Raw genomic sequence first — 13,806 nt, forward strand, 5'->3', positions numbered from 1 at the left:
CCACGAGTCCGGGCGAGGTCGTGGACGTCACCCGGCGCTACCTCTACCAGCTGCTCGGCGAGTAGTCCTTCAGGAAGCAGCCGTGCAGATCCTCGCCGGCCTCGCCGCGGACGATGGGGTCGTACACGCGGGCGGCACCGTCCACGAGGTCGAGCGGGGCGTGGAAACCCTCCTCGGCGAGCCGCAGTTTCGTCGGGTGCGGCCGCTCGTCGGTGATCCACCCCGTGTCGACGGCGGTCATGAGAATGCCGTCCTGCTCCAGCATTTCGGCGGCACTGGTGCGAGTGAGCATGTTCAACGCGGCCTTGGCCATGTTGGTGTGCGGATGCCCCGGGCCCTTGTACGCGCGGCTGAACTGCCCCTCCATCGCGGACACGTTCACGACGTAGGTGCGGCGGGCGGGTGAGGCGGCCATCGCCGGGCGCAGGCGGCTCACCAGAATGAACGGCGCGGTCTGGTTGCACAGCTGGACCTCGAGCAGTTCCATCGCGTCGACCTCGTGTACGCGTTGGGTCCAGCTGTTGACGGGCGCGGTGTCGGGCAGCAGCCCGCCCGCATCGATGGCGGTGCCCGCGGCGATCCGCTCGGGCGAGGCGCTTCGGGCGGCGAGGGCGAGTTCCGTGACCGCATGCGGGGCTGGGTGCTCGGAGAGGCTCCCGGCCAGTGCGGCCGGGTGGGCGTCGCTGACGCGGTCGAACGTGATGACGTCGACCAGTGAAGGCGCCGGGGTGCGTTCCGCCTCGACGAGCGCCGCATAGGAGCCGGGGGCTCGCCGCACGGTCTGGGCGGCGTTGTTGATCAGGATGTCGAGCGGGCCCTGGGCGGCGACGCTGTCCGCGAGCGCGACGACCTGAGCGGGGTCGCGGAGGTCGATGCCCACGACGCGTAGTCGGTGCAACCAGTCGGCGCTGTCGGGCATCGCGGTGAAGCGGCGCACGGCGTCGTTCGGGAAGCGGGTGGTGATGGTGGTGTGCGCCCCGTCGCGAAGCAGTCGCAACGCGATGTACATACCGATCTTGGCGCGGCCACCGGTGAGCAGGGCGCTTCTGCCTTCGAGGTCGGTGCGAGCGTCGCGCTTGGCACGGTTGAGCGCGGCGCATCCCGGGCAGAGTTGGTGGTAGAAGGCGTCGACCACCGTGTAGCGGTTCTTGCACGTGTAGCAGGCCCGCGACCGGAGCAACGTGCCCGCGGTGGCGCCGACCGCGGTCGACACCAGCGGCAAGCCTTGCGTCTCGTCGTCGATCCGACCGGGCGCACCGGTTGCGGTGGCGGCAGTGACTGCCTGGTCGGCGGCCGCCACCGCGTCGCGCTTGGCGTGCCGGCGAGCCTTCCTGACCGACTTGAAGATGCCCGCGGTCGCGCGGCGCACGGCCACGGCGTCGGGATGCTCAGGAGGCAGGGACTCGATGTCGGCCAGCACCTGCAGGCACATGTCGAGTTTGTCCGGGTCGATCGCGTTCACCAACAAAGAGTACTGGGCAGAAACCGCGAGTTCCGCACCCACGCGACGTGGCCGGATGGCCCGTCACCCGTCAGGTCACCTGGGCCGAGTAGATCCGTGCGTCCCAGCCGGCGAGTTCGAGGCACGACGACGTCGTGTTCACCGGGGTGTCGGGCAGGTTCCCGAGCAGCAGTTCGGCCGCATTCCATTCGGGACCGACATCGACGGTCCGCCGATCGCGCCCGCAGTTCGCGATCACGAGGAGCTTCGTGGCCGGGGTGGTTCTGGTGTACGCCCAGACCTGTGGATCCTCCGCCATCAACGGGGTGAAGTCGCCGTCGACCAGGACCGCCGACTCGTGACGAAGCCGAATGAGAGCCTGGTAGTGCGCAAACACCGAATCAGCCGAATCGACCTGGTTCTCGGCATTCAGCCAGACGTGGTTGGGGTTGACCGGCAGCCAGGGATCACCGTCACTGAAGCCGGCGTTGCGTTCCGCGCTCCACTGCATCGGTGTCCGGGCGTTGTCCCGACTGACCTCGGCCACCCCGGCAAGCGCAACCGCCTCGTCGTTGCCGAGTTCGAGCACAGTCCTCAGATAGTTGACGGCCTCGATGTCCCTGTACTCCCGGGCCGTTCGGAATGGATAGTTCGTCATCCCGAGTTCCTCGCCCTGATACACGAAGGGGGTGCCCCGCATCCCGTGCAGAACAGTCGCGAGCGCCTTCGCCGACGCGGCCCAGTGGACCGGGTCGTCGTCGCCGAACCGGGACACCACGCGCGGCTGGTCGTGGTTGTTCCAGTACAGACTGTTCCAGCCGGTCTCGGCCAGGGCCGCCTGCCATCGATGCAGCGATCGCTTGAGGACGACGAGATCGAGACCGATGTAGTCGAACTTGTCCGACGGGCTCTGGTCGACCGACATGTGTTCGAACTGGAAGACCATGTCGAGCTCGCACCGAGCCGGATCGGTGTACAGCCGTGCTTGTTCCGGCGTCACGGCCGGCATCTCTCCGACAGTCAGGAACTCGCCGTCGCGGCTTCCGAAGACCTCGCGGGTCATCTCGGCCAGATAGTCGTGCACGTGCGGCCCGTCGGCGAAGAGGGTTATCGCACCGGCGAACCTGCGACCCGGCGCGGGTGCGGCGTCGGGCAGTCCCTCGGCCTTGGAGATGAAGTTGATGACATCCATGCGGAAGCCGTCGACTCCCCGGTCGAGCCACCAGCCCATGACCTCGTGCACGGCACTCCGAACTTCGGAATTCGTCCAGTTGAGGTCGGGTTGGCTTCGGTCGAACAGATGCAGGTAGTACTCACCGGTGGAGTCGTTCAGCTCCCACGCCGAACCTCCGAAGACCGACGCCCAGTTGTTGGGCTCTGCGCCGTCGCGGGGCTCGCGCCAGATGTACCAATCCCGTTTCGGATGGTCCCGTGACGACCGCGACTCGACGAACCATGGGTGCTGGTCGGAGGTGTGGTTCACCACCAGATCCATCACGAGCTTCATGCCGCGTTCGTGCACCTCGGCGAGCAGGGTGTCGAAATCGCTGAGCGTGCCGAACATCGGATCGATGTCGAGGTAGTCGCTGATGTCGTAGCCGTTGTCCGCCTGCGGCGAACGGTATACCGGCGACAGCCAGATCACGTCCACCCCGAGCTTTCGCAGATAGTCGAGCCGCGCGACGATACCGCCCAGATCACCTACCCCGTCATCGTTCGAATCGGCGAAGCTGCGCGGGTAGATCTGGTAGACGACGGCGGACTTCCACCACGCGGTTGACGTCATGACCGTTCGCCGATCACGTTGCGATACACCGATACATACTTGTCGACCATGCCCGTGACCGTGAAACGCCGCGATGCGTGTCCGGCGATTCCGTGCCGATCGAGCGCACCTGCGGTTGCCACTGCGGTCACCGCAGAATCGATGTCGTCGACCAGGAAGCCGGTGACGCCGTCGACGATCAGCTCGCCCATCGACCCTCGCGAGTTCGCGATGACCGGTGTGCCACAGGCCATCGACTCGACGACGCTGTAACCGAACGGCTCGTCGAAGTCGATCAGGTGGAGGAGGGCATGCGCTGCCCCCAGCACCTCGGCGCGCTCGGATGCATCGACAGCACCGAGGTAGCGCACACGTTCACCGTCGATGTGCGGAGCGACTTCGTCACGAAAGTACTTTTCGTCCTGAATGATTCCGGCGATGTCGAGCCGACGGCCACAGCGGCGGGCGACCTCGATCGCGTGCGCGGTGCCCTTGTCGGGGTGGATCCGTCCGAAGAACAGCAGGTGGTCGCCGGGGCTCGAGTGCACCGCGAACTCGTCGATGTCGATGCCGTGATGGATGGTCGCGGCGTAGCGCAGATTCGGGTGTCGATCGGCGTCGCTGATCGACACGTAGGCGGTGGTCCGGTTGTAGCGCTCGTACACGGGGAGGATCCGGTGCGAGGAGAACCCGTGGACGGTGGTGACCACCGGTGTCGCGACGAGATCACTGAAAGTCAGCGGCAGGAAGTCGAAACCGTTGTGGATGATGTCGAACTGGTCTGCGCGCTCGAACACCGACGCGATGTGCAGGCATTCTGCGACCTTCGGTTCGATCGTCTCATCTTCGGACCAGCCGGATCGCACGGTGGCGTGCAGGCGCGCCGTCGTGACCGAGTCGGCGGTGGCGAACAGCGTCACCTCGTGGCCGGCCGCGACAAGACCTTCGGTGAGCAGCGAGGCGAACTGCTCCCACGGTCCGTAGTGACGAGGGGGTGTCCGCCACGCGATGGGTGAGAGCACAGCTATTCGCAGGGGACCGCCGGCACTGGTCTGGGTAGGAATGCGACCAGGCTACGCGGACTTCTGCCGGTGAGCCGCGACGTGCTGTTGGCGCCGCGTCACCGATTCCGTCGGCCGCGCGCGCGTTTGGCCTCGTACATTGCCAGGTCGGCGTCGCGCAGCAGCTCGTCAGCCGTTCGACGATCTGACCGGTCGACCTCGACGACACCGATGCTGGCGCCGATCGGGCCCTGCACACCGGGGACGGCGAGCGCCGCGTGCAGCCGGTCCACCAGGTCGTCGATCTCGGCGGACGTCACGGCGCGGCAGACGAGAACCACGAATTCGTCACCGCCCCAACGCCCTACGACGTCGTCAGCAGCTACGGTGCGGCGCAGCCGTTCTGCGGTGGTTCGCAGCACGTGATCTCCGGCATCATGACCGTGCGTGTCGTTCGTCGTCTTGAGGTGGTCGACGTCGATGAAGAGCACCGCCCGCAGCCGGACGTCGCCCGAGTTCCCGCTCAGCGCATCATTGATCCGCAGGAGCACCGCGGCGCGGTTGGGAAGGGACGTCAGACCGTCGTGAGTGGCGAGGAACTTCATCTCCTCGGCCTCGGCACGTTGCGCGGTGACGTCGGTGAAGGTGACGAGCATGTCCGACAGTCCCGGCTTGTCGGGGTTGAGCAGTCGACAGCTCGACAGGATCCACCCCCTGCCCTCCGGGCGGTCCCACCCGTACACCAGCTTGTCGAACGACACACCGGTGCGCAGTACCGCGAGAGCGGGACGGTCCTCTGGCGCGATGTTCACGCCGTTCTCGTCGTAGAACGGGGACTTCTCGGTCGCCTCGAAGAAGTTGACACCCACGAGGTTCGCCCCTTCCGGAGCACCCAGGATTCGCAGGCCGGCGGGGTTGATGGACTTGATGGTGCCATGCATGTCGGTCACGATCAGACCCTCGATCATCGACGTGACGACGGCTTCGAAGTGCTGCTCGGCGCGGTGCAGTGCAGTCAGGTCACAGCACACCAGGACGTAACCCTCGGCCATCGTCGCGGCAGAGACCCGCACATCGAGGATGTGGCCGCCGGCGGAGCAGTGTTGATCCGCGACGACGCCACCGGACGCGACGATCCGGGCGGGCCTGAGATCTGCGCCTACCGCGACCGCGACGGGCAGTCCCACCGCGTCGGCCGCGGAGCGCCCGTAGATGGCCTCGGCCGCTGGGTTCCAGCTGGTCACAGTGCCGTCTGCGGTGGTGCCGATGATGGCGTCGCTGACATGGTCGACCAGCTCGGCCTGATTCCTCAGCACCGACTGGGCGGCGTGCCGCACACTCACGTCCCGGGTGATGATCTGCCAGGAGTCGGTGCCCGTCGGGCCCAGCTTGACCGCGACGACCTCGACAGCGAGCGTGGTTCCGTCGCTCCGAATCATCTCGGCCGGAAGGTGGGGCGAGCAGTCGCCGGGCCTCGCCACCTCGGCGAGGTCGGCGAGCATCGGCCCCAGCGACTCGCCTGTGACGAAGTCGCTGATCGGGCGGCCGACGAGCTCAGCACTCGTCTCGGCTCCCATGAGTCGCACGCCGGCCGCGTTGACATAGGTGACGCGCCCGGCTGCGGTCACGCAGATCCCGTCGGGGCTCTGTTCGACCAGTTGCCGGTACCAAGACTCACCCGACGACTCACCCGACCGCAGCAGCTCCCCGTCGGCCCCTGGCGCGAGCGTGGGCGAGGGCGGCGGGTCGGACATAGATCACCAACGTACCTGCCCATCTTTTGCCGAGATAGGCGTGGGCGAAGCCCGGTAAGACAATTCTTCGCTGCTGAGCAGCATTTCCGCGGCGATCGCAGGCAGCCGTGATCAATTGCTCACGGCAGTGTGTCCGTCAGCCAGCGAAGAACCGGCGGAGCGACCCGGTCGACCGCCGACGCGGCGACGATCCAATGCGGCAGATCGGGATGCACCTGATGCTCGGCGCCGTAGCGCTTCGCGATCCGACGGGAGAGCCACGGCGCTACGTTGCGGTCGGCCCCGCCGCTGACGCACAACACGGGGCAGGTGACATCCGCCGCGCTCACCCGTGTCGGAGCCGTGCCGAACGACATCTGGCGGAAGACGCGCCCGGAGTCGCGAACCAGCTCGCGGATGAGCTGATCCTGCTCGGCCGGCGGGAGCGTCACCAGCGGCACGTTGCGCATCGTGCGCGGACCGGGCAGGAACGGGCGGTCACGCAGCATCGGCGGCAGGATCGGCACGAGATGCGGAGTCATCCGCGGCTGAACCCACAGGATCCCCGGCGGCACCGATGCGAGGAGCACGACCGCGACCGGTTCGCGCTCAGCGGCGATCTTCTGGGCGAGGAGACCGCCCATGCTGTGCCCGATGACGATCGCAGGTTCGCCGAGTGCGTCGTAGGCCGCCGACGCGACGGCGAAGCACTCTTCGATGCCCGTCCGCATCAGCGTCGCGTCGTCGGAGGGTTCCCGTCCGGGCAGCGTCGGCGTGGCCACGCGGTAGCCGGCGGACTGTAGGACGTCGATCCACGGTCGCATGAGTGCCGGCTTGCCGAATACACCGTGTAACAACAGAATCGGTGGCTTCGTGATCTTCGGCGTGTCACCCTGGTGCTCCGCGTTCTCCTGCACATGCCGAGTGTCGCGGATCGAGGTGCGCCGCGCGATTACCTATGAGGTAATGGCGGTCGCCCCTGGGTCGACGTCGCCGTCGCTATTGCGCCAGGTATCCGCCGTCGACGGGCAGCACGGCGCCGGTGATGAACGAGGCGTCGTCGGAAGCGAGAAAGACGATGGCGCTCGCGACTTCGTCCGGTTCTCCGAGACGGCCCATCGGGTGCATGCGTTCGATCGCCGCCAGATATTCCGCGCCACCCGGCTCGTCCGGAATCCGCCTGACGGCGTCGGTTCGGATCGTTCCGGGAGCGACGGCGTTGACTCTGATCCCCCGGTCGGCCCATTCGACCGCGAGGTGTTTGGTCAGCCCGGTGGCGACGAACTTGGCGGGCCCGTAGGCCGCCTGCCGCTTCTGTCCGGCCAGCCCGGAGATCGAGGAGAGGCAGACGATGGCCCCGCCTCCGGTCGGCAGCATCGTTTCGATCGCGAACTTGCAGGTGAGGAACATGCCGCGGCCGTCGATCGCCATCACGGCGTCCCAGTCGGCGGCGGTCATCTCCAGCACGTCGCCGAGCGGGATGACACCGGCGTTGGCCACCAGCACATCGAGCCGCCCGAAGCGCTCGGCCGCCGCCCCGATCATCCGCCGCGCGTCCTCCTCGATCGAGACGTCGCCGATGACGGTCTCGACCTCCGCGCCGGCGTGCCGCAGCTCGTCGGCGAACGCCAGCAACGGCTCACCCTGAATATCGGTCACCACCAGGCGGGCGCCCTCGCGCGCGAACAGCTCGGCGGTCGCCCGACCGATGCCGAAGGCCGCGCCGGTGATCACCGCGGACTTCCCGACGAGGCGGCCTCGTCCCTGGGCCGTGTCCGGATCGCTGATGGTCACGCCCGAAGCGTACGGGGGTGTTCGGCGCCAAAGCCCGCGAATCTGCGGTGAGACCGTCACTATGCAGGGACGGCATCGGGTCCCTGCCGATGCACCCACGTCCGCGGAGAGGTTTGGTCGACATGCGTGTTGTCGTCATCGGAGGTGGCCCCGCCGGTGTGTCCGCCGCACTTCACGCCGCCGGGCTGGGCGCGGAGGTCACGCTCATCGAGCGGGACCGAGTCGGCGGAACCGCCCTGAACAGCGGTCCTGCGCCGGTGCGCACCCTGGCTCGCGCCGCAAGGCTGGTGCGGGACTGGAGCTCGTGGGAGAGGTTCGGTCTGAACGGGCCGCGACCCGAGGTCGACCTCGCCGCGACCCTCGGCAACGCGCAGCGGGTGGCCGACTACCTGTATGAACGCAAGCGGCTCGCCGACCACATCCGCTCCGCCGGAGTCGATCTCGTCGAGGAGGCCGGCGACGCCCGGTTCCTCGACGCCGAAACCGTCGCCGTGGCCGACGGGCGCATATGGACCGCCGACCGGGTGATCATCGCCGCCGGCGGCAGGGCCGGGCGACTGCCGATTCCCGGAGCCGAGCTCGGCCTGACCTATGAGGACGTCCGCAGCCTGACCGCCCTACCCGACCGGGTCTGCGTCATCGGCGCCGCCGACACCGGCTGTCAGCTCACGTCGATCCTCGCGGACTTCGGCTGCGACGTCACACTCGTCGAGTACGCGCCGCGGATCGTGCCGCGGGCCGATGTGGACGTCTCGGCCGCGCTGGAACATGCCTATCGCGGACGCGGGATCAACGTCGTCACCGGCGCTGCCGTGTACCGGATCGACGCGCTCGCCTCCGGTGTCCGCGTCCTCTACCGCGTCGGCGACGAGGAAGGGACGGCCGACGTGGACGCGACGTTCTTCGCGGTCGGCTGGCCCGGGAACGCCGACCGGGTCGACGCCGCCGCAGCCGGCCTGGCCACTGAGCGCGGCTACGTGGTGGTCGACGAGTACACGGCGACGAACGTGCCGCACATCTTCGCCGCCGGCGACGTCGACGGGAACAGCATGGTCATCAGCAGCGCAACCCTCGAAGGCCGGGTCGCGGCCGAGAACGCGGTGCTCGGCCGGCGTCGCAAGGTGGTGCACGAGATCGTTCCCGGCGGCAGTTTCACCAATCCCGAATACGGCAGCGTCGGGCTGACCGAGGAGCTGGCCCGCGCGCGCTACGACTGCACTGTCGCCGTCGCCCGCTATGAGGACATGTTGCGGCCCGTCGCCGACGGACACCCGGAGGGGTTCTGCAAGTTGATCGTCGAGACCGCGGGCCGGCAGATCGTCGGCGCGCACGTGCTCGGCGAGTACTCCGCCGAGGTCATCCAGATGGTCGCGGCCTGCATGGCGGCAGGCATGCGTGTCGAGGACGTCGCCGAGCTCCAGTTCGCGTTCCCCACGTTCACCGAAGGAGTCAGCCAGGCCGCGCAGATGGTGGTCAGCCAGCTCGGCGTCCGTCCGGTCCCCCATCTGTGGACTCGCTTGAATTCCATGCCGTCGAACCTGGAGTAGCTGCTCCGCCTCGAAATGTTCAGCGTCGCACTCTGGTGCTGCACACCGGCCAGGCGCCCCAGCCCTGCTTCGCCCGAGTGACCTCGGCGATCGCGATCTGCTCTTCTCGAGTGGCGAGGTCGGCCCGCGGCGCATAACGCAGTCCGCCGTGGCCCTCCCAGGTGCTCTGCGTGAACTGCACGCCGCCGTAGAAGCCGTTGCCGGTGTTGATGGCCCAGTTGCCGCTGGACTCGCAGGACGCGAGCGCATCCCACGCGGCGCTGTTGCTCACCCGCGGCACCTGGGTGCCCGGCTTGGCACCGACCCGCTGCACCTGCGCCCGGGCGGGTGTCACGACATCGTGAGCGACGAGCCGTCGGCCGATCTCGCGCCCGTTGACAGTCGAGACGGCATAGGTGACGTTCTGGGTGCCGGCCCTTCCGCGGTCCTCGACGACGCGGCGGCTGATGTTCATCGTCGGGTCGTGAATGCGCCGCAGCGGCGCCTGCAGGGGCATGCGGGCGGCGACCTCATGTGTCCTGATGCGGGTCACCACGATCCGCATGCCCCCGCTGACCGGCGTAGAAGGCGAGGGCACCACCGTGTCGTCCTGCTGGAGCGGCGTGCCGGCCGCTGCCAGCAGACTGCCCACGGTGGGTGCAGCCAGGCGTCGATCGCCGGCCACGCCGCCGTCGTTGATGTGCACCTGTTTAGGGCTCACCACCGGCAGCGTCATGCCGGCCAACGGCAGGCGGTCGGCGCGGGAAACCCCAACGGGCGCAACGTCGCTCATCGACAGCTGCTCGAGGGCCTCATCAACCGTCATGGCAGTCGTCCACACCTGCTTGTTCGGTCGGCCGTCGATCGACACCTGCAGCGGGCGACCGCGTCGCAGCACGATGGTGTCGGACTGGTGGATCCGCTGATCGGCGCCTGGATGGAGGTCGTCGTGCTCGCCGACGGCGACGCCGTTGTCCCGCAACACGTCGATCACCCGCGACTTCATCGTCGACACCGTCATCGAGACGTCGTCAACGGACAGAATGACGCGCTTGTGTACCGCCACGGCATAGCCGCCCGCGAACACCAACGACACCAAGAGTGCGCCGACCAGCGCACGCTGCACTTTCGATGTCGCGGTGGCGGTTCCACTCCGGGTCGGTCGCCACGTCGCGTGCTCGGCGGTATCGGTGCGTTCGGCGTCGGCCAACAGGGTCAGGGCCTTCTCGGCCAGTGTGTTCGTCGTCCCGTCCAGCGCGATCCGGCCCAACCGAAGGACACCCGCGGCCTGGCACAACAGAAATGCCTGCACGAAAAGCGGCGTCAGCACCTCCAGGTGCCGCCTACGGAACCGTGCGATCGCCCCATGGTCCGGGACCTGTCCTGCGGCCAACCACCGGAAACACGCATCATCGACACACCTGCGTTCGATCTCCCGCGACGAGCGCACGCCGGTGGTGTAGCCGTACAACAGGATTCCGACCAGCAGACGCGGATCACATGGCGGCGTGTCGCGCCCGTCGGCGTAGGCGGCCCGAATGGGGGCGAGTTCCAAGTGCTCGTCGACCAATACCGCAATCAACCGGGCCAGCTGCTCGGCCGGCATCCCGCCGTCCGGCGACGGCGATCTCCGAAGATGGGCGGTCACCCGAAACAGCTTCGTCAGCACGGGGTTTCGACCCCGCGAGACACGCATCTGCCCGCTGACCACGACTAGCTCGAACAATCCACCGTCACGGGGTTCATCAGCAACAATCATGCCCCCGAACCAATTCGGAGCCGATCAACCCGCCCGGCGTGTTGAGCCCCGATGGCGCATGGTCGCTACGACGACGGCGCAGGAGAAGATGCAAAACGCGAGCGCCAACACCCAGTCCCCGAACCGTTGGAACACGGTTTTGTGTGAATCGAGCGGGACGTCGACCACGATCGCGCCATGTTCGGTGGCGGGGTACCAGGCGAGCTGCCGGCCTCGTGCGTCGAAGGCGGCGCTGACGCCTGACAAACCGGTGTGCACCGCTGGGTGGCCCACCTCAGCGGCGTGAATCGCGGCCTGGCTGGCCAACTGCGCCTGCGCCCAGGTTCCTTGATAGGTCGAGGTGGAACTCTGATACACCAGCAACTGCGCACCACGCTGCACCTCCCGGCGGGGAAGATCGGAGAACGTCGTCTCGAAACTGATCAGCGGTCCGATGGCGAGCCCTCCGACGGGCTTTTCCGAGTCGGCGCCCGACGGACCGGTGTGCAAGGCGACCTGTCCGCTGCCGCGCCGTCTGTCCTCGGCCGCCGCCTCGGTGTGCCGGGTGGCCCAACCGAGCAGCGGCCGCAGCGGCACGTATTCGCCGAAGGGGACGAGCCGCGTCTTCGTATACGCGCCGCGCGATCCGTTCGGTCCGATGAGGACCGACGACTTGGAGATTCCGCCGGTGCGGTCACGGGCGTCGACGTTGACGAGCAGGTCCGCTCCGACCCGTCGGGACAGGGCCGCCAGGCGCGTCATCGCCTCCGGCCGGCTGGTGAGATCGACGCCCACGCTGCTCTCCCCCCACACGACCACGTGGAGCCGCCGTCCCGCCAGATCCGCAGTCAGCGCTTCGCCGGCCGCCTGACGAGCGCGAGAGTCCTCGATGTTGCCTGGCTGAACGAGCGCCACCCGTGCCGTCGCTCCGGCCGAAGGCGCCGGTCCCAGCCAGAACCACACCGGACCGAGTCCCGCACACGCCAGTGCCACCACTGCCGCCGTGACGCGGACGGGCATGCGCGAATGCAGGATCACACCGGCGATCGCGGTGTTCGCACCGACGATCACGAAACTGGTGAGCCACACCCCGCCGAGCGATGCCGAGGCGAGTGTGGCCGGCTGGTTCCACTGCGACGCGCCGAGCAATGCCCATGGACCGCCGAGAACCGGCCAGGATCGCACCGCTTCGGCCATCACCCATGCACTCGGCAGCACCACCATGGCCGCGAGCGTCCCGCGGCCCGTGATGGGTTCGCGCAGAAGCAGATACGCGGCCACACCCCACGGCACCCACAACGCGGCCAGTCCGATGGCCAGCATGATCAGCAGCGGCCCGGCACTCGGCAGCAGCCAGTACTGGGTGGCCAGCACGTAGCCGGCCATTCCGCAGCACGCCCGCAGAGCGGCAGCGCGGACGGTAGCCGCCGCACGCACCACCAACAGCAGGGGGACGATGCCGAACCAGGCCAGCCACCACCACGACGGCGCGGGGAACGCAAGCGCCGGCAGCGCTCCGGCGAGCGCTGCCGCCGTGAGGCCTGACCACGTTCGGCTCAAAACACGCACCGCCTATGCGTCGCTCAACGTGTCCGGTCCCACCGGCTGGTCGGTCACCCAACCCCAGTCTGCCGGTGCTTTGCGCGCTACGGTGGATCGACCATGCAGGTCTTGACCGCTCCTGCGAGTTTCGGTCACTCGGACTGCGAGCGCATCCTCGGCGCCGCGCTGGCGCAGCCCGTCCTGGCCGTCACCAGCCTGGCGTACGTCGCCGCCGGGATGACCGTGCTGGGCTGGGCCGTGCGGTGGAGGGCGCCACTTGCCGGTGCCGCCGGAGTGGCGCTCATAGCGGTCGGGGCCGGCAGCGTCGCCTACCACGGGCCCCAGCCGTCCTGGGCCGAGCCCGCGCACGACTGGCCGATCGTCGCCGCAGTAGCGGTGTACGCCGCCGTTCTTGCCCGTAGCCGGCGCCCGGGATGCCGGTCGGCCTGGGCGGGAGCGGCCGGGGTCTTCGCGCTGGGGTTGGCCGCCTACGCCGCAGGACGCTCGGGATCACCGCTCTGCCGACCCGACAGCGTCTGGCAGTACCACGGCGCCTGGCACGTTCTCTCCGGCGCTGCGGCCGTATTGGCCGCCCGTGCGATGGCGCCGGGGCGGGCACCGTCGGACATGTCGCCGTGACGTCGAACCGGGCCTCGGCGGCGCGGGACGAAGCAGCATGCCGGCGGCCGGCCGCCGAAGTGCGCCACCCACGATTTGTCGAAATTGCGATCGGCAGCAACCTCGGCGGGGTCTAATTACTTCGGCCAAGCAGGTAAATTATCTGACGCGTCAAATATCAGCAAACGCGAGATATTCGCAGCCCGGTGGCCGCGGCGGACAAAGGACACAATATGCACACCACCAAGATGATGGCGCACACGGTCGCCGGGGCCTTGATCTCAGGCGCCATCGCGGCGGCCGGGCTGGGACTGGGCGCAGGTTTCGCCGCCGCCGAGAATCCGACCGGAACGTGGTGCCCCGGCCAACCGGTGCCCTTGGGTCCGTTGGCCGACTTCGGCTGGGACGACAACGTCTGCCACGACTACTGGTACGTCCCGTTCGGGGAAGGCAACGTCCCCATCACGAACATTCCCACCGGCGAACCGGTGAAGAGCCATATCTGGATCGGTTCCCCACCCGGGCGGACGCCGCCTCCACCGCCCGCACCACCGGCACCGGGTTCTTACTGCGCGACCAACCCGGTTGGATGCCATTTCTTCGGCCCATATGGACCGGGCTCATAACCGCTTGAAGAGCGCGAATGGC

The 13,806-nt window shown here is 68.2% G+C and carries 11 protein-coding genes and 1 pseudogene; 3 read left to right on the forward strand and 9 right to left on the reverse strand.

Annotated features, from left to right (window positions below; translation table 11 throughout):
- Nucleotides 1–43: 43 nt before the first annotated feature.
- The 6 genes from ACPCHZ_RS10655 to ACPCHZ_RS10680 form a co-directional block, all read right to left on the reverse strand.
- Nucleotides 44–1,462 carry an SDR family NAD(P)-dependent oxidoreductase gene (locus ACPCHZ_RS10655; protein ID WP_423484745.1) on the reverse strand — a complete coding sequence of 473 codons (1,419 nt, stop codon included), beginning with the start codon at nucleotides 1,460–1,462 and terminating at the stop codon, nucleotides 44–46.
- A gap of 70 nt (nucleotides 1,463–1,532) precedes the next feature.
- The gene (locus ACPCHZ_RS10660; RefSeq protein WP_423484746.1) at nucleotides 1,533–3,227 is read right to left on the reverse strand and encodes a glycoside hydrolase family 13 protein; all 1,695 of its coding nucleotides are present in this window, start codon (nucleotides 3,225–3,227) and stop codon (nucleotides 1,533–1,535) included.
- On the reverse strand, nucleotides 3,224–4,228 hold the full coding sequence (locus ACPCHZ_RS10665) for a glycosyltransferase family 4 protein (RefSeq protein WP_423484747.1): 1,005 nt from the start codon (nucleotides 4,226–4,228) through the stop codon (nucleotides 3,224–3,226). The genes ACPCHZ_RS10660 and ACPCHZ_RS10665 overlap by 4 nt, the downstream gene beginning before the upstream one ends.
- A 98-nt stretch (nucleotides 4,229–4,326) precedes the next feature.
- A complete protein-coding gene (locus ACPCHZ_RS10670; RefSeq protein WP_423484748.1) occupies nucleotides 4,327–5,961 on the reverse strand; it encodes a diguanylate cyclase domain-containing protein in 1,635 nt (544 codons plus the stop codon).
- A gap of 119 nt (nucleotides 5,962–6,080) precedes the next feature.
- Nucleotides 6,081–6,857: an alpha/beta hydrolase gene (locus ACPCHZ_RS10675; RefSeq protein WP_423484749.1), complete on the reverse strand. Its 777-nt coding sequence runs from the start codon at nucleotides 6,855–6,857 to the stop codon at nucleotides 6,081–6,083.
- 82 nt (nucleotides 6,858–6,939) lie between these two features.
- Entirely contained in the window at nucleotides 6,940–7,734 is a 795-nt protein-coding gene (locus ACPCHZ_RS10680; RefSeq protein ID WP_423484750.1) for an SDR family NAD(P)-dependent oxidoreductase, read from the reverse strand.
- Nucleotides 7,735–7,856: 122 nt separating this feature from the next.
- Between ACPCHZ_RS10680 and ACPCHZ_RS10685 the strand changes: the two genes are divergently transcribed.
- On the forward strand, nucleotides 7,857–9,281 hold the full coding sequence (locus tag ACPCHZ_RS10685; RefSeq protein WP_423484751.1) for a dihydrolipoyl dehydrogenase family protein: 1,425 nt from the start codon (nucleotides 7,857–7,859) through the stop codon (nucleotides 9,279–9,281).
- A 19-nt stretch (nucleotides 9,282–9,300) separates the two neighbouring features.
- Here the strand turns inward: ACPCHZ_RS10685 and ACPCHZ_RS10690 are convergent, their stop codons facing one another.
- The 3 genes and pseudogenes from ACPCHZ_RS10690 to lnt form a co-directional block, all read right to left on the reverse strand.
- Nucleotides 9,301–10,386, reverse strand: coding sequence for a transglycosylase family protein (locus tag ACPCHZ_RS10690; protein ID WP_423485340.1), 1,086 nt, complete (start codon nucleotides 10,384–10,386; stop codon nucleotides 9,301–9,303).
- Nucleotides 10,387–10,581: 195 nt separating this feature from the next.
- Nucleotides 10,582–11,019, reverse strand: a pseudogene (locus ACPCHZ_RS10695) (transposase); the annotation flags it as partial.
- Between the two features lie 24 nt (nucleotides 11,020–11,043).
- Nucleotides 11,044–12,567, reverse strand: a complete 1,524-nt coding sequence (gene lnt / locus ACPCHZ_RS10700) for an apolipoprotein N-acyltransferase (protein WP_423484752.1) — start codon at nucleotides 12,565–12,567, stop codon at nucleotides 11,044–11,046.
- 93 nt (nucleotides 12,568–12,660) lie between these two features.
- Here lnt and ACPCHZ_RS10705 point away from each other — a divergent pair, with 93 nt between their 5' ends.
- Together ACPCHZ_RS10705 and ACPCHZ_RS10710 are read left to right on the forward strand one after the other, a co-directional pair.
- Complete coding sequence (locus ACPCHZ_RS10705) at nucleotides 12,661–13,179, forward strand: hypothetical protein (RefSeq protein ID WP_423484753.1); 519 nt, start codon at nucleotides 12,661–12,663, stop codon at nucleotides 13,177–13,179.
- A gap of 212 nt (nucleotides 13,180–13,391) precedes the next feature.
- Nucleotides 13,392–13,784 carry a hypothetical protein gene (locus ACPCHZ_RS10710; protein WP_423484754.1) on the forward strand — a complete coding sequence of 131 codons (393 nt, stop codon included), beginning with the start codon at nucleotides 13,392–13,394 and terminating at the stop codon, nucleotides 13,782–13,784.
- Nucleotides 13,785–13,806: the final 22 nt, after the last annotated feature.

It is taken from the genome of Mycobacterium sp. NPDC050041 (assembly GCF_049541695.1).
Lineage (GTDB): Bacteria > Actinomycetota > Actinomycetes > Mycobacteriales > Mycobacteriaceae > Mycobacterium.

What these genes read in the sequence shown, in the direction of transcription:
- ACPCHZ_RS10710 (WP_423484754.1), top strand. Translation starts at nt 13,392, where the DNA reads ATGCACACCACCAAGATGATGGCGCACACGGTCGCCGGGGCCTTGATC.
- ACPCHZ_RS10685 (WP_423484751.1), top strand. Translation starts at nt 7,857, where the DNA reads ATGCGTGTTGTCGTCATCGGAGGTGGCCCCGCCGGTGTGTCCGCCGCA.
- ACPCHZ_RS10705 (WP_423484753.1), top strand. Translation starts at nt 12,661, where the DNA reads ATGCAGGTCTTGACCGCTCCTGCGAGTTTCGGTCACTCGGACTGCGAG.
- ACPCHZ_RS10670 (WP_423484748.1), bottom strand. Translation starts at nt 5,961, where the DNA reads ATGTCCGACCCGCCGCCCTCGCCCACGCTCGCGCCAGGGGCCGACGGG.
- ACPCHZ_RS10660 (WP_423484746.1), bottom strand. Translation starts at nt 3,227, where the DNA reads ATGACGTCAACCGCGTGGTGGAAGTCCGCCGTCGTCTACCAGATCTAC.